Annotated in this window: 14 protein-coding genes; 6 read left to right on the top strand and 8 right to left on the bottom strand. The window is 73.0% G+C overall.

What is annotated here, in order from left to right; genetic code table 11:
* Nucleotides 1-141: 141 nt before the first annotated feature.
* The 4 genes from ACZ58V_RS07500 (at nucleotide 142) to ACZ58V_RS07485 (ending at nucleotide 6046) form a co-directional block, all read left to right on the top strand.
* On the top strand, nucleotides 142-3321 hold the full coding sequence (locus ACZ58V_RS07500; protein ID WP_471288868.1) for a bifunctional cytochrome P450/NADPH--P450 reductase: 3180 nt from the start codon (nucleotides 142-144) through the stop codon (nucleotides 3319-3321).
* 30 nt (nucleotides 3322-3351) lie between these two features.
* Entirely contained in the window at nucleotides 3352-4338 is a 987-nt protein-coding gene (locus ACZ58V_RS07495; RefSeq protein ID WP_471288866.1) for a phosphotransferase family protein, read from the top strand.
* Nucleotides 4339-4411: 73 nt separating this feature from the next.
* Nucleotides 4412-5701, top strand: a complete 1290-nt coding sequence (locus tag ACZ58V_RS07490) for an ROK family protein (RefSeq protein WP_471288865.1) — start codon at nucleotides 4412-4414, stop codon at nucleotides 5699-5701.
* 60 nt (nucleotides 5702-5761) lie between these two features.
* The gene (locus ACZ58V_RS07485) at nucleotides 5762-6046 is read left to right on the top strand and encodes a hypothetical protein (protein WP_468185838.1); all 285 of its coding nucleotides are present in this window, start codon (nucleotides 5762-5764) and stop codon (nucleotides 6044-6046) included.
* 74 nt (nucleotides 6047-6120) lie between these two features.
* Here the strand turns inward: ACZ58V_RS07485 and ACZ58V_RS07480 are convergent, their stop codons facing one another.
* The 4 genes from ACZ58V_RS07480 to ACZ58V_RS07465 form a co-directional block, all read right to left on the bottom strand.
* Nucleotides 6121-7149 (bottom strand): SDR family oxidoreductase, encoded by a 1029-nt coding sequence (locus ACZ58V_RS07480; protein ID WP_468185841.1) that lies wholly within the window; start codon nucleotides 7147-7149, stop codon nucleotides 6121-6123.
* A gap of 65 nt (nucleotides 7150-7214) precedes the next feature.
* Entirely contained in the window at nucleotides 7215-8363 is a 1149-nt protein-coding gene (locus tag ACZ58V_RS07475; RefSeq protein WP_468185844.1) for an FUSC family protein, read from the bottom strand.
* Nucleotides 8360-9025: an HAD family hydrolase gene (locus ACZ58V_RS07470; protein ID WP_189722023.1), complete on the bottom strand. Its 666-nt coding sequence runs from the start codon at nucleotides 9023-9025 to the stop codon at nucleotides 8360-8362. The genes ACZ58V_RS07475 and ACZ58V_RS07470 overlap by 4 nt, the downstream gene beginning before the upstream one ends.
* A 40-nt stretch (nucleotides 9026-9065) precedes the next feature.
* A complete protein-coding gene (locus tag ACZ58V_RS07465) occupies nucleotides 9066-10106 on the bottom strand; it encodes a PHP domain-containing protein (protein WP_471288864.1) in 1041 nt (346 codons plus the stop codon).
* A gap of 93 nt (nucleotides 10107-10199) precedes the next feature.
* Here ACZ58V_RS07465 and ACZ58V_RS07460 point away from each other — a divergent pair, with 93 nt between their 5' ends.
* Nucleotides 10200-10436, top strand: coding sequence for a hypothetical protein (locus ACZ58V_RS07460; RefSeq protein ID WP_189722021.1), 237 nt, complete (start codon nucleotides 10200-10202; stop codon nucleotides 10434-10436).
* Between the two features lie 102 nt (nucleotides 10437-10538).
* Here the strand turns inward: ACZ58V_RS07460 and ACZ58V_RS07455 are convergent, their stop codons facing one another.
* From ACZ58V_RS07455 to ACZ58V_RS07440, 4 genes are all read right to left on the bottom strand, one after another.
* Entirely contained in the window at nucleotides 10539-11084 is a 546-nt protein-coding gene (locus ACZ58V_RS07455; RefSeq protein WP_468185850.1) for a VanZ family protein, read from the bottom strand.
* Between the two features lie 145 nt (nucleotides 11085-11229).
* Entirely contained in the window at nucleotides 11230-11892 is a 663-nt protein-coding gene (locus ACZ58V_RS07450; protein WP_468185853.1) for a DUF4230 domain-containing protein, read from the bottom strand.
* Nucleotides 11893-12000: 108 nt separating this feature from the next.
* A complete protein-coding gene (locus ACZ58V_RS07445; RefSeq protein ID WP_468185855.1) occupies nucleotides 12001-12381 on the bottom strand; it encodes an anti-sigma factor antagonist in 381 nt (126 codons plus the stop codon).
* Between the two features lie 182 nt (nucleotides 12382-12563).
* On the bottom strand, nucleotides 12564-13001 hold the full coding sequence (locus ACZ58V_RS07440; RefSeq protein ID WP_468185858.1) for a MarR family winged helix-turn-helix transcriptional regulator: 438 nt from the start codon (nucleotides 12999-13001) through the stop codon (nucleotides 12564-12566).
* 103 nt (nucleotides 13002-13104) lie between these two features.
* Here ACZ58V_RS07440 and ACZ58V_RS07435 point away from each other — a divergent pair, with 103 nt between their 5' ends.
* Nucleotides 13105-14559: an aldehyde dehydrogenase family protein gene (locus ACZ58V_RS07435; RefSeq protein ID WP_471288862.1), complete on the top strand. Its 1455-nt coding sequence runs from the start codon at nucleotides 13105-13107 to the stop codon at nucleotides 14557-14559.
* The last annotated feature ends 18 nt before the right edge of the window (nucleotides 14560-14577 follow it).

The raw sequence follows: 14577 nt of genomic DNA, 5'->3' as shown, positions 1-14577 counted from the left end.
GCCACGCCGGGTCGCTCCCGCGCAAGAGCGACGCATCTGCTTGCACTACACAATCATGTAGGGGCGCGGCACCGTCCGCCGGGCCCCGTGGATCACGCTGGATCGCAGTACTTCCGTACCGCGAAAGGCAGTTGCCGCGTCATGCCCCCCACCGGACAGACCTCCCGCCCCGCAGACACCCGCGACGACATCCCCGTCGCCGACATCACCGCCACCGGCCCCGGCCCCGCGCCCATCCAGCAGGCCATGGCCCTGATGCGCGAGCACGGGTCCGCGTTCGTCCGGCGGCTGTACGGGCGGGACACCCTGTTCGTGGGCGACCTGGACCTGGTCGCCGACCTCGCGGACGAGCAGCGGTTCGCCAAGCACATCGGACCCGGCCTGGAGAACGTGCGCGAGTTCGCCGCCGACGGCCTGTTCACCGCCTACAACGAAGAGCCCAACTGGGCCAAGGCGCACGACATCCTCATGCCCGCCTTCGCGCTGGGCTCGATGCGGACCTACCACCCCGTGATGCTGCGGGTCGCCCAGCGGCTCATCGCGTCCTGGGACCGCGACGCCGGTGCGGGGAAGCCCGTCGACGTGCCCGGCGACATGACCCGCATGACGCTCGACACCATCGGACTCGCCGGCTTCGGGTACGACTTCGGCTCCTTCGAGCGGGACGAGCCGCACCCCTTCGTCGAGTCGATGGTCCGCTGCCTGGAATGGAGCATGACCCGCCTCGCCCGCGTCCCGGGCCAGGACTACTCGGCGCGGGACGCGGCCTTCCGCGACGACTCCACCTACCTCGCCCAGGTCGTCGACGAGGTCATCGCCGCCCGCACCGGCACCGACCAGAGCCAGGCCGACGACCTCCTCGGCCTGATGCTCACCGCCGAGCACCCGGCCGACGGCACCACGCTCGACACGGCCAACATCCGCAACCAGGTCATCACCTTCCTCATCGCCGGGCACGAGACCACCTCCGGCGCGATGTCCTTCGCGCTGTACTACCTCGCCAAGCACCCGACCGCGCTCCAGATGGTGCAGCGCGAGGTCGACGAGATGTGGGGCGACGCGGCGGACGTCGAGCCGACGTACGACGAGGTCGGCCGGCTGACCTACACCCGCCAGGTCCTCAACGAGGCGCTCCGGCTCTGGCCCACGGCCGCCGTGTTCGCCCGGCAGGCCCGCGAGGACACGCTGCTCGGCGGCCGGATCCCGATGCGCGCAGGGGACTCCGCCCTGGTGCTCACGCCGATGCTGCACCGGCAGCCCGTCTGGGGCGACAACCCCGAGCTGTTCGACCCCGCCCGCTTCACGGCCGAGGCGGAGGCGGAGCGCCCGGTGCACGCCTTCAAGCCGTTCGGCACCGGTGAGCGCGCCTGCATCGGCCGCCAGTTCGCGCTGCACGAGGCGACCATGCTGCTGGCCATGATCGTGCACCGCTACCGGCTGGGCGACCACGCCGACTACCGTCTCGACATCAAGGAGACCCTCACCCTCAAGCCCGAGGGCTTCACCCTCGCGCTCACCCCGCGCACCTGCGCCGACCGCGTCCACACGCCGCTGCCCGGTGCCGCCCCGCTCCAGGACACCGGCTCGGCCGAGCCGCGGGACCTGCCCGCGCGCGTCCGCCCCGGCACCGCCGCCCTCTTCCTGCACGGCAGCAACTACGGCACCTGCCGCGACTTCGCCGCCCAGCTCGCCGACGAGGCCGCCGCCGTCGGCTGCGAGACCCAGGTGGCAGCCCTGGACGCCTACGCCGGCGGCCTGCCCACCGACCGGCCCGTCGTGATCACGGCCGCCTCCTACAACGGCCGCCCCACCGACGACGCCACCGCCTTCGCCGCCCGCCTCGAAGAGGACCACGACCTGTCCGGCGTGACGTACGTGGTGCTCGGTGTCGGCGACCGCAACTGGGCCGCCACCTACCAGCACGTCCCCACCCGGATCGACGAGCGGCTCGCGGAGTCCGGCGCCACCCGGCTGCTCGACCGCGCCGCCGCCGACGCCTCCGGCGACCTCACCGGCACCGTCCGGGAGTTCACGGCGGCCCTGCGCACCGCCCTCCTGCGGCAGTACGGCGACCCGGACGCAACGACCCCGGACCCCGAGCCCACGGCCGCCTACGAGGTCCGCACCCTGACCGGCGGCCCGCTGGACGCCCTCGCCGAACGGCACGAACTCGTCCCCATGCGGGTCACCGAGGCCTACGACCTCACCGCGCCCGGCTACGCGCGCCGCAAGCGGTTCCTCCGCGTCGCCCTCCCGGACGGCGTCACCTACCGCACGGCCGACCACCTCACCGTGCTGCCCGCCAACGACCCGGACCTCGTCACCCGCACCGCCACCGCGCTCGGCGTCGACCTCGACGCGGTCCTGGACATCCGCGCCACCCGCCCGCGCCGCGACGGCATCGCCGTCGACCGGCCCGTGACGGTACGGCAGCTCCTCACCCACCACGTGGAGCTGCAGGAGCGCCCGAGCGCCGGGCAGCTCGCCGCGCTCGCCGACGCCAACCCGTGCCCGCCGGAGCGCATGGCCCTGGCCGCCCTCACCGACGACCCGCGCACGCTCGTGGAGATCCTCGAGGACCACCCGGCCCTGCGGGGCGCCCTGGACTGGCCCCAGCTCCTCGACCTCCTCACCCCGCTGCGCCCCCGCCACTACTCCATCTCCTCCTCGCCCGCCGTCGAACCCGGCCACGTGGACCTGATGGTGTCGCTGCTGCAGGCACCCGCACGCTCCGGCAGGGGCGTCTACCGGGGCACCGGATCCGGCCACCTCAACGCGGTGGAGCCCGGCGACACGGTCTACGCGCGCGTGCAGCCGTGCCGGGAGGCCTTCCGTATCGACGCCACCGGCGGAGCCGCACCCGTCGTCATGGTCGCGGCGGGCACCGGCCTCGCCCCGTTCCGCGGCGCCATCGCCGACCGCACGGCCGCCCTCGCGGCGGGCTCCGAACTCGCCCCGGCCGTCTGCTACTTCGGCTGTGACGCGCCCGACGCCGACTTCATGCACGCCGACGAACTGGGCGCCGCCGACACCGCCGGGGCCGTATCGCTGCGCCCCGCCTTCAGCGAGACCCCCGAGGGCGAGGTGCGCTTCGTGCAGCACCGCATCGCCGCCGAGGCCGAGGAGGTCTGGGGCCTGCTGGACGCCGGAGCGCGGGTGTACGTCTGCGGCGACGGTTCGCGGATGGCGCCCGGGGTGCGGGAGGCGTTCCGTACCCTGTACCGGAAGCACACTGGCGTTGACGAGACGGCCGCCGAGCAGTGGCTCGACGGGCTGGTCGCGGACGGGCGTTACGTCGAGGACGTGTACGCGGCCGGCTGAACGAAGCCGTAGGGGAGGGGTGGGCGCACGGTGGTGGACTCCTGGGAGCGGGCCCGGCGCATCCTGGAGGCGGCGGGCCTGGATCCCGGCCGCCTCGCCCGCCTCCGCCCGCTGACCGGCGGCACGTACAACACCGTCGAGGAGCTCCGCCTCACCGACGGCACCCGCCACGTGCTGAAGATCCCGCCCGCCGCCGCTGTTCCCGGCCTCCGGCACGAGCGCCGACTGCTCGTGTCGGAGGCCGAGTTCTACCGCTCGGCAGCCCGCGCCGGAGTCCAAGCGCCGCGGCTGGTGTCCATGGGGGACGACTTCCTGCTCATGACCGCCTGTCCCGGCGCCCCCTGGGACGACTCCCTCACAGCCGTGGAACAGACCGCGCTGCGTACGGAGCTGGGACGCCGGACGGCCCGACTGCACCGCGTGACGGGCCCCGGCTTCGGCTATCCCTCCGGCGCCCTCGGCCCGCTCGCCCCCGACTGGCGGACCGCGTTCACGACGATGTTCGACGCCGTCCTCGACGACGCCCGGCGCTACGGGGCCCGGCTGCCCCGCCCGGTCGACGCGGTGGCCCGTACCGCCCGCTCCGCGTACGGCGCCCTCGACGAGGTCACCGTCCCGTGCCTGGTGCACTTCGACCTGTGGCGGGGCAACATCCTCGTCGACCGCTCGGACGGAGCGGCCCGCATCGGCGGCCTCATCGACGGGGAGCGCATGTTCTGGGGTGACCCCCTCGCCGAATTCGTCTCCCTGGCGCTGCTGGGGGACATCAAGGAGGACGAGGCGTTCCTGGCGGGCTACCGGGAGTCCGGCGGCCGGGCCGGCTTCGACGCCCCGGCCCTCCTCCGCCTCGCCCTGTACCGCGCCTATCTGTACCTGATCATGCTCACCGAGACGATTCCGCGCGAGGTCGGCGAGGACCAGGAGCGCTGGGTTCAGGAGACGGTCGCCCCGGAACTCGTCGCCGCCCTGGACGAGATCGAAGAGCTCCTCGGCAGGAAATCTCACAGCGTGAAATAAGGGGTGGAGGAATGTCGCGCCGAGCCTGCCCCGGCGGTATGTTGCAGGTCGGACAAGAGGTGGAAGGAGCCGCATGGCGGGGCGGAACGGGCGCACGGTACGCGATCTCAGGCGGGCCAACCGCACGGCCGTGCTGCAACGGCTCTACTTCGACGGCCCGCTCAGCCGCTTCGCCCTCGGCCCGGCGACCGGACTGAGCTCCGGCTCCGTCAGCAACGTCGTCGCCGACCTGCTCACCGACGGGCTGGTGGAGGAGGCCGGCAGCGTCGACTCCGACGGCGGCCGCCCCCGCACCCTGCTGCGCGTCGCGCCCGGCAGCGGCCACATGATCGGCGTCGACGTCGGCGAGACCCGGGTGCGTGTGGAACTGTTCGACCTCACCCTGACCGAGCTGGCCCGCGTCGAGCGCCCGCTCGCCGTCCAGGGGTACGAGGTCGAGGTCATCGTCGACCACATCCGCCGGGGCATCGCCGAGGTGCTCGACACCGCCGGCCTGGCGCCCGAGCGGCTCCTCGGCGTCGGCATCGGCGTCCCCGGCATCGTCGAGCGCACGCTCGACCGAGGCGCGCTCGTGCACGGGCAGACCATCGGCTGGGACGCCGTCCCGCTGGAGGCCCTGCTCCGCACCGGAACCCCGCTGCCGGACACCGTCCCGTACTTCATCGACAACGGCGCCAGGACGCTGGGCCAGGCCGAGATGTGGTTCGGCGCCGGACGGGGCGCGCACAACGCCGTGGTGGTCCTCCTCGGCTCAGGCGTCGGCGCCAGCCTCGTCACCCCCGAGGCGGAGCAGGGCCGGGCCGTCGAATGGGGGCACCTGACCGTCCGGGTCCGGGGCCGCCGCTGCCGCTGCGGGGCGCTCGGCTGCCTGGAGGCCTACGCGGGCGCCGAGTCGCTGCTCGCCCGCTGGCGGGAGGAGGGTGGCCGGGGCCAGGACGGCACCGACGAGGAGTCCGCGCTCACCGCGATGCTCGCCGCGGCGTACCCGCCCGGGGACGGCGAGGCCGACCCGGTCGCGCTGGCCGTCCTGGAGGAGACCGCCGAGTACCTGGGCGCCGGGCTGGCCGACCTGATCAACCTCTTCCAGCCCGAGCGCATCCTCATCGGCGGCTGGGCGGGCCTGGCCCTCGGCGCCCGCTTCCTGCCCGCCGTACGCCGTCACGCCCTGTCCTACGCGCTGCGCCACCCGGCCGGGAAGGTGACCGTCGAGCTGGGCCGGCTCGGGCCCGACGCGGTCACGGTCGGCGCCGCGATCCTGCCGCTCGCCGACTTCTTCGCACGCGGCGGACGGCGTCCCGATCCCGCACCGGAGAGTCCGCTCCCCGCATGGCACGCGGTACTTCAGGAGCGGGCACCACGCTGAGGTTTCGCAGGTCACGCCGGAGGTACTCGCGTGGCGCCCGGACCACGAAGGGAGGACGCCGTGACCGACCACCGCCTCGAAGGACCCGGCGAGAACGGTCAGCCCGTCCCGCGGGACATGCCGGACCAGCAGGCCGCCAGCGGCGAGGACCCATGGGAGGCCGCCTCGCGCTTCACGGGCACCGGCGAGGCCGAGAAGGACGAGAGGGACGGGAAGGACCACGCCGACGAGCCCGCCGACGACGTCCCCGAAACGGACGAGGCGGGGACGGGCCGGCAGGGGGAGCCGCCCCGACAGGGAACGGTGCACCCCGAGCATCCGGTGCCGGACGAGCCCGCCGACTGAGTGCCCCTGAGCTCCGATGGCCGCAGCCGACCGTGGGGGCCGGCTGCGGCCATCGGGTCGGGTGTGGCCTGTGGTCAGCCCACCTTGTGTCCCCGCATCGGTTCCGTCCGCGCGCCCGCACCCTGCTGGAGTCCCTGCAGGAACTGCTCCAGCACCTCCGGCGCCGTGTGTTCCGGCCGCCAGCCGAGTTCCGTACGCGCGCGTGAGCAGTCCATCAGGGGCAGCCGCAGCACCGCGTCGAACAGGTGCGGTGAGGCGGGCAGCAGGCGCAGGCCCCAGGCGGCGGCGATCGCCGAACGGGCCGCCGTGCGCGGAAGCCGCACCGGACGGGCGCCGAACATCCTGCCCAGGAGGTCCGCGTCGACCGTCGGCTCGGCCGCCAGGTTGAACGCGCCCCGGGCGTCGGAGTGCACCGCCAGCCGGTACGCGTGCGCCGCGTCGTCCGTGTGCAGCGCCTGCACCCGCAGCCCCGCGATGTCGGGCAGGAAGGGCAGCAGCTCCGGACGGGCCGACGGGCCCGGCAGGAAACGCCCGCCGAAGATACGGCGTTGCTCACTCGCGGACTCCCGCTGGAAGAGGAAGGCGGGCCGCATCCGCACCACCCGTGTCTCGGGATGATCGCGCTCGAACGTGTCCAGCGCACGCTCCAGGTAGGCCTTCTCCCGGCAGTACGCGGCGTCCGGCCAGCCGTGCGTCGGCCACGACTCGTCCACCGTCCGGTCCTTGGGGCCCGGCGAGTACGCGCCCACCGACGAGGCGTGCACCAGCGCCGGCACCCCCGCGGCGGTCACCGCCTCGAACACCCGCATGCTGCCGAGCACGTTGGTGCGCCAGGTCGCCGCCGGGTCGTGCGTCGGCTGGAACGCCCAGGCCAGATGGACGACCGCGTCGGCGTCCGTGAACCGGTCCACGAGGTCGGACTCCGCGAAGGCCAGATCGACCGCGGACCAGTCCGTCTTCGGTGGCGACCACTCGGGGATCCGCCGGGCCAGGCCCAGCACGGAGGCGACCTCCGGATCCTCGGAGAGGAGGCGCACCACGCTGGTGCCCACATTGCCGGTGGCGCCTGTGACAACAACCCTCTTGCCCGTTCCGCTGCTCACCTTCCGCTCCTCTCGGCCGCATGGTTCCGCGAGCGGTGACCGAGTACCCGGGGGGCACGTGGATGTCACCGCCCCCGGTCGTCCGGCACGGTCTCGGCCCACAGGTTCTCCGCCTGGAGCAGCAGCGTGCCCAGGACCGCCGTGTGCGCGGCCCCCTCCCCGGCGTGCCGGCGCAGTTTCTCGTGCAGCTCCTGGTGCAGCTCCCGCATCGCCTCCTCGGTCTCCTCGTCCGGACGGGGCCGCACGCTGCCGTCGAGCAGACTGTCGGCCTCGGTGTGGCAGGCTTCCCCGATCAGCTCCAGCAGACGCGCGTACGCGTCGAGGGCCGGGCCCTCGGGCGGGGCGGGCGTCCGGTTGTCGTCCACGGACACCGCCAGGGCCCGGGTCAGCGCGGCCACGTGCCCGGTGACCCGGCCGAACCGCTCGTCCTCGTCCACCGGCGGCAAAGCGCCCCCGTGCGGCACGCGGTGCAGGCGCCGCAACGGGCCGTAGGTCAGGCGCAGGCTCTCCTGGCTCCACCGGCGCGCCGAGCGCAGCGCCTCCAGGCGGTGGTCCAGCCGGGACGACGCGCCGAGCCAGCCGGCGGCGGTCTGCGCGTCCCACTCGCCCTCGCGCAGGTCGGCGGCGACGGTGCGCAGGACATCGCCCGCCTCCCGGGCGAGGGCCGCCAGGTTCTCCCGTACGTCCCGCAGATGGACCGGCGGCAGGACGAGCGCGTTGACCGCGACACCGATCACGGCGCCCAGTGCCGCCTGCCCCACGCGATGCCCGACGCTTGACATGCTCACGGATCCCGCAGTGAGGGTGAACAGGGCGGTGGTCGCCGCGTAGATGCCCTGGTCGCCGAAGCGGGACCAGTTCGCGAGCAGCATCAGCACCGGGACGGACAGGGCGAGGGCGCCCGTCGTGTCGCCGGTGATCGCCTGTGCGGCCGAGGCCAGCACGGTGCCGACGCAGATCGCCCCGAACTGCCGCGCGCCCTGCACCAGCGAGCTGTAGACCGTGGCCTGCACCAGCACCAGCGCCACCCACGGCGCCATCAGCGCCAGCGGGTCCCCCATCCAGACCCCGCCCACCACCCAGGCGAGCACCGCCGCCGCGGCGGCCTTGAGCGACTGGACGACCAGATCGCGTTCCCGCCCGGGCCCGATCCAGGCGGCTCGCAGGGCGTCCCAGGCGGCCCGCGTCCCGCGCCGCACGGAGGCCGGCCTCATGCCAGCGGACTGCCACGGAGGGAGGACAGCAGGTGCGCGGGGTCGGCGTAGACCGCTTCCGCGCCGGACTTCTCAAGGTCGGTGCGCGGGATGCCGCCGCACAGCACGCCCACACAGCGCACCCCGGCGCGGCTGCCCGCGAGCATGTCCCACACGGTGTCGCCGACGAAGACCGCCCGCTCCGCCGGCACCCCGGCCAGCTCCAGGGCGTGCTCGACCGGCTCGGGTGCCGGCTTGCCCTCGTCGACGTCGTCGGCGCTCGCCGTGGCGGTGATGGCGTCGTCCGCGTCGAGGGCCCGGCGCAGCGCGCTCAGCTCGGCGCCGCCCGCCGAGGTGGCCAGCACCACCGCCCAGCCCTCCCGGTGCAGCCGTCGCAGCAGCGGCCCGGCCCCCGGCAGCGCGGGCAGCCGGTCGACGTACTGCCCGTACAGCGCCTTGTGGGCGGCGCTGATGCCGGCGTCCTGGTCCTTGTCACGGCTGTCTCCCAGCAGGTGGGCGACGAGGTCGGTGGAGGGCAGGCCCACGGCCCGGTGCACGGCGTGCGTCGGCACCTGGTGGCCCGCCTGCCGGAAGGCCTCCCACCACGCCACGACGTGCAGGTGATTGGTGTCGACCAGCGTGCCGTCGACGTCGAACACGGCCGCCCGTTCGGCGCTGCCCATGGGTGCTGCCCCTTCCTCTCCGGCTCGCCCGGGTACCACCTCAGCCGCCCGCCACTCCGGACGGCACCCGCCGCTCTCGGGTCCAGGCCAGCAGCTCCGGAAGGGACCATGTCGTCACCACACGCTCCGGCGGCACCCCGCACTCCTCCGCCCGCGCGCACCCGTTGATCTGCCAGTCCAGCTGCCCCGGCGCGTGCGCGTCGGTGTCGACGGAGAACAGCACCCCCGCGGCCACGGCCCGGCGCAGCAGCCGCCGCGGCGGGTCGAGCCGCTCCGGCCTGCTGTTGATCTCCAGGGCCGTGCCGGTCTCGGCGCACGCCGCGAACACCTCGTCCGCGTCGAACTCCGACTCGGGCCGCCCCCGCCCCGTCACCAGCCGCCCCGTGCAGTGCCCGAGCACATCCGAGTGCGGATCACGTACGGCGGCCACCATCCGCCGGGTCATCGACCGGGCGTCCATACGCAGCTTGGAGTGCACCGACACCACCACGACGTCGAGCCGGTCCAGCAGCTCCGGCTCCTGGTCGAGCGAGCCGTCCTCGAGGATGTCGCACTCGATGCCGGTCAGCAGCCGGAACGGCGCCCAGGTCTCGTTCAGCTCCGCCACCACGTCCAGCTGCTCCCGCAGCCGCTCGGCCGTGAGGCCACGCGCCACCGTCAGTCGTGGCGAGTGGTCGGTCAGCGCCGCCCACTCATGGCCCAGCGCCGCCGCGGCCCGGCCCATCTCCTCGATCGGGCTGCCGCCGTCCGACCAGTCGGAGTGCAGATGGCAGTCCCCGCGCAGCAGCTCCCGCAGCCCCTCGCCGCCCCGCACGGCGGGCCGCTCCGTGGCCTCGCCCTCCAGCGCGCGCAGATAACCGGGCTCCTGCCCGGCCAGCGCCTCCCGCACCACCTGCGCGGTCTTCGGACCGACGCCCTTGAGCGACTCCAGCGAACCGTCCGCCGCACGCCGGCGCACCTCGTCGTCGCCCAGCTCCTTCAGCACCCGGGCCGCCGTACGGAAGGCGCGCACCCGGTACGTCGGTGCCAGGGACCGCTCCAGCAGGAAGGCGATCCGGTCCAGTGCCTCGACGGGATCCATCGCCACCTCCACCTCAAGGGTTCCCCAGCGCCCGGCGGACCGCACGACGGACTGAACCCCGCGCGGTCGCCGGTTGCGCTCTACTCTCGATGCATGACCGAAAGCGCGAGCCCGTACATATCCCACCCGCGGATCATCGTGCTCGGGGTGCAGCCGGGCACACCGCCGTTCCGGATCGTGGAGATCGACGGCCAGGTGGTCGGGGAGGCCAAGGCCGCCACCGACGTGCTGACGGCCGCGGCCGCGTTCGGCATCACGGTCCACGACATGGACGATCCGGACGTGGTCCGCTGGGTGGGCGGAGACAAGTACACCTGGACCCTGCACTAAGGGGTCCTTGCACTATGAGCACCCGGGTCGCGCGGCCTGGTGCCGCACCTCGCAAGGCGCCAGACCACGCGACCTGACCGGACGCTCATAGTGCAAGGACCCCTAAGCCTTCCCGGCCGACGGCTTCCTCTCCGCCCGGCCGCGCCGGGGCCTGCGCGCGTGGACCGCCCGGCTCAGGCGACGGCCCAGGAGCAGGTAGCCGATCAGCGCGCCCGTCGTGTTGAGGATGACGTCGTCGATGTCGAAGGCGCGGCCGGTGACCAGGGCGCCCTGGGCGAACTCCACCAGCAGCATCACGACCGCGGTCATCAGCAGGACGCGCAGGATGCCGCGCGTGCGCGGCGCGACGACGGGCACGAGGATGCCGAAGGGGACGCCGAGCAGGATGTTGCCGCCGATCTGCCGGAAGGCGTCCCGCAGTTCCGGCTGGTCGAGATAGGCCTTCAGGGAGTCGCCGGGCCGCAGGTTGGTGTGGGTCAGTGCCTCCGAGGCGGGCGAGGGCTGCAGGGTCAGCTGCGCCAGCACCACGGCGAAGGCGACCATGAACGTGAAGGCGCACAGCGTCGCCAGCAGCCGGACGGGCAGCGGGAGCGGATGTCGCTCGCTCCCGGACCCGACGGTACGGGGACGTGAGGCTGTACTGGCCATACGGTCCTCCAGTCTTCAACTTCCCTGTGTGACAGGGCGGTTACCCACAGGCGTGCCGACGATGCCGCCGGGGGGCCGGTCCCAGCCACTGTTGCCCGCGTTCCGCCGGGGCACTCCGCCCTGTCCGAGGTACTCGTCGGCCGGGTCAGTTCCCGTACGACACGCGCACCTCCTTGAAGCCCAGGGAACGCAGCAGACCTTCGAGCATGCCGGTGGCGTTCTTCTCGGCGCGTGCGGTCAGCTCGCTCTCCTTCGCCGCGTCGCCGATGTGCCGTACCGCGAGTTTCTGCACGGCCTGTTCACCGTTGGGGTTGTCCGAGAAGAGGTCGCCGAGGCGGTCGAAGAGACCACGCTGCTTGGAGACGGCGTAGGAGCGGTCGGGGTCGAGGGCCGGCTTGCCCAGTTGAGCGTGGGGCAGCCGGAGCGTGGCGGACGTACGGTCGCCGTTGACCTTCACGTCGTTCTCGCCGACCTTGCCCAGGTCGACGTAGGCGTCCACGGTGCCCGCGCCGACGTACAGCGTGCGGGTGCCGCGGATCGCGTCGGGCAGGAACCTGGCGTCCTTCTCCAGGTCCACGACGACCTGGAAGTTGCCGGAGGCGGCGTCGTAACGGCTGATGTCCTGGATGGACTTCAGCAGCGCGGGGCCGGACCGGTCGTGGGTGTCGGTGCCGAACAGGTCCTTCAGGCCCGGGATCACGCTGAGCCGGATCCCGGCGAAGAACACGACGAGCACCAGGACGAGCGCGCCCACCACCTTGGCCCAGCCGGGCATGCGCCTGGGGAGGCGCTTGACGGGAGTCGTCATGCGACGGCCCTCCTTCCTACTGTCCGGATGCCCGCCACATCCCTTGCCAGACCGGCCGGTTGAAGACGGGAGGACTTCGGTGGAAGCGCGAAGGGCGCATTCGGGGCGTCACACCGAGCCGGACGTGGCCTCCGGCTGTTCCAGGGCCGCGTCCAGCGTCGGCTGCGGCGGCAGCAGCCGGGACAGGCCGGTGATGCGCAGGACCCGCAGGGTCAGGGGGTGGGCGCAGACGAGAAGTACCCGGCCGTCCCGGTCGAGGACCCGGCTCCTGGCCCGGTAGAGCAACCGCAGGCCCGAGCAGTCGAAGAACTCGATCCCGCTGAGGTCGATCACGACCCGGGCGGCGGGGCGGTTCGTCTCCCGGTCCAGGTGCGGGGCGATCTCCGTGGCCGCGGCGAGGTCGATCTCGCCGCGGAACTCCAGCACGGTGTGTCCCCGTTCCTGGTGGACGCGCAGATGCCGGGTGAGCGGTGCAGGTTCCTGCCGCACGACGAGATCGCCTCCAGCTTGCTCCGTGCGTGGGGGAGGGGGCACGGCCTCAACACCGTTCCCTGCTCCGCAAGTTACCCTCCAACGAGTGAATTTGAGCATGTTCGATTGACATATGTCTCTGAATTGCGACCGAGTTGGCCGAGGTTCGCGCGGGGGAGTGCGCGGGCGTGCGCTCCGGGCTACGACAGGGCGTGCCAGGCCTTGGTGAGCGCCTGGCGGAACTGCTCGGTCTGGTGTGCCGTGAGGTCGCGCACCATCCGCTCCTCCAGATCCCGGACCGGCCCGGCGTGCCGGGCGAGCAGCTCCCGGCCGTCGTCGGTGAGCAGGATCAGCAGCTCCCGGCGGTTGCGGGGATTGCGCTCCCGGCGCACCAGCCCGCGGCCCTCCAGGGAGCGGACGAGATCGGCGATGGACTGCGCGGTGACGAAGGAGTCGCGCGCCAGCTGGGCCGCCGACAGTCCGTCGTGTCGCTCCAGGACGGTCAGCGCGGTGTACTGGAGAGCGGTGATCCCGGAGGGTCTGACCAGCTCGTCCAGGTGGGAGCGCACGACGAGCTCCACCTGCTTGACCATGTAGAGCAGGGAAGGGGGCGCCTTGGTCACCTGTGTGTCGAGCATGGATGCAGGCTAGAGCATTGACAGGAAACCTGTCTGTAAAGAGACTGCGAACCAACAGGAATCCTGTTGGTTGAAATCTTGGCGACGACGCTGGGGAGCGGCGATGACCACCTTCGAGAGGGAACCCGGACAGCTGTTCATCGGGGGCCAGTGGCGCGAGGCCGCCGACGGGGCGCGTACCGAGGTGGTCGACCCGTCCCGGGGCACGGTCGTCACCACCGTCGCGGAGGCGGGCCCCGCCGATGTCGACGCGGCCGTACGCGCCGCCCGCGAGGCCTACGACGACGGCGCCTGGTCCGGACTGAGCGGCCGCGAGCGGGGCCGGGTGCTGCACCGCGTCGCCCGGCTGATCCGCGAGAACGCCGACGAGCTGGCCGCCCTGGAGAGCCTCGACGTCGGCAAGCCCATCTCGCTGTGCGGAGCGGTCGACGTGACGAACGCGGCCAACGACTACGAGTACTTCGCGAACCTCGCCCAGAGCCAGGACGGCGCCCTGCGCGACACCCCCATGAACGCCCTCGCCTACACCAGGCTCGAGCCGCTCGGCGTGGTCGCCGCGATCACCCCGTTCAACTTCCCGCTGATCCTCGCCGGCTCCAAGCTCGGCCCCGCGCTCGCGGCCGGCAACACGGTCGTCCACAAGCCCGCCGACGAGACCCCGCTCAGCGCCCTGTACATGGCCCGGCTGCTCCAGGAGGCGGGCGTACCGGACGGTGTGGTCAACGTCGTGACCGGCAGCGGCCCCGTGGCCGGTGAAGCACTGCTGCGCCATCGCGGAGTCGACAAGGTCGCCTTCACCGGCTCCACCGCGATCGGTCGGCATGTCGCGAGCGTCGCCGGCGAGGCGCTCAAGCCCGTCACCATGGAGCTGGGCGGGAACGCGGCCCACATCGTCTTCGAGGACGCCGACCTGGAGAAGGCGGTCGGCGCGGTCATCAAGGGCTTCGTCTTCAACACCGGCCAGTTCTGCATGGGCGGCCCGCGCCTGCTGGTGGCCCGCTCGGTGTACCCGACGCTGCTCGGCGTCCTCGCCGAGGCCGTGCCCGGGGTGCCCATCGGCGACCCGCGCGACCCGGCCACGGTCATCGGCCCGATGGCGGCCGAGAAGCACCTGAAGAAGGTCGAGGAGTACGTCGCCCTCGCCCGCAAGGAGGGCGCCCGCATCGTCTGCGGCGGCGAGCGGCTCGACCTGGACGGCGGCTACTACTACAAGCCCACCGTCATCGCCGACCTGTCGAACGACTCCCGCGTGATCCAGGAGGAGATCTTCGGCCCCGTTCTCACCGTGCAGCCCTTCGACGACGAGGACGAGGCGGTCGCCCTCGCCAACTCCACGCCCTACGGCCTGGCCTCGGGCGTCCAGACCAGCCATCTCGCCCGCGCCCACCGGGTCGCCGACCGGCTCCAGGCCGGCATCGTCTGGATCAACGACTGGGCGATGCTCGACCCCGCCGTGCCCTTCGGCGGCGTGAAGGACTCCGGCTACGGCCGTGAGTACGGGCCCGAGGCCCTCGCCGGTTACACCAAGGTCAAGTCCGTCGTCGTCTCGCTCGACTGAGACACCGTCAAGGAGCCA

Source organism: Streptomyces sp. NPDC040589 (assembly GCF_055594445.1).
This window is presented reverse-complemented; position numbering and strand designations above follow the sequence as displayed.

Bases quoted from the DNA above. Each gene is read 5' to 3' on its own strand.
- ACZ58V_RS07490 (WP_471288865.1), top strand. From the start codon at position 4,412: ATGGCGGGGCGGAACGGGCGCACGGTACGCGATCTCAGGCGGGCCAAC.
- ACZ58V_RS07440 (WP_468185858.1), bottom strand. From the start codon at position 13,001: ATGCTCGACACACAGGTGACCAAGGCGCCCCCTTCCCTGCTCTACATG.
- ACZ58V_RS07475 (WP_468185844.1), bottom strand. From the start codon at position 8,363: ATGAGGCCGGCCTCCGTGCGGCGCGGGACGCGGGCCGCCTGGGACGCC.
- ACZ58V_RS07435 (WP_471288862.1), top strand. From the start codon at position 13,105: ATGACCACCTTCGAGAGGGAACCCGGACAGCTGTTCATCGGGGGCCAG.
- ACZ58V_RS07460 (WP_189722021.1), top strand. From the start codon at position 10,200: ATGACCGAAAGCGCGAGCCCGTACATATCCCACCCGCGGATCATCGTG.
- ACZ58V_RS07465 (WP_471288864.1), bottom strand. From the start codon at position 10,106: ATGGATCCCGTCGAGGCACTGGACCGGATCGCCTTCCTGCTGGAGCGG.
- ACZ58V_RS07450 (WP_468185853.1), bottom strand. From the start codon at position 11,892: ATGACGACTCCCGTCAAGCGCCTCCCCAGGCGCATGCCCGGCTGGGCC.
- ACZ58V_RS07470 (WP_189722023.1), bottom strand. From the start codon at position 9,025: ATGGGCAGCGCCGAACGGGCGGCCGTGTTCGACGTCGACGGCACGCTG.
- ACZ58V_RS07500 (WP_471288868.1), top strand. From the start codon at position 142: ATGCCCCCCACCGGACAGACCTCCCGCCCCGCAGACACCCGCGACGAC.
- ACZ58V_RS07455 (WP_468185850.1), bottom strand. From the start codon at position 11,084: ATGGCCAGTACAGCCTCACGTCCCCGTACCGTCGGGTCCGGGAGCGAG.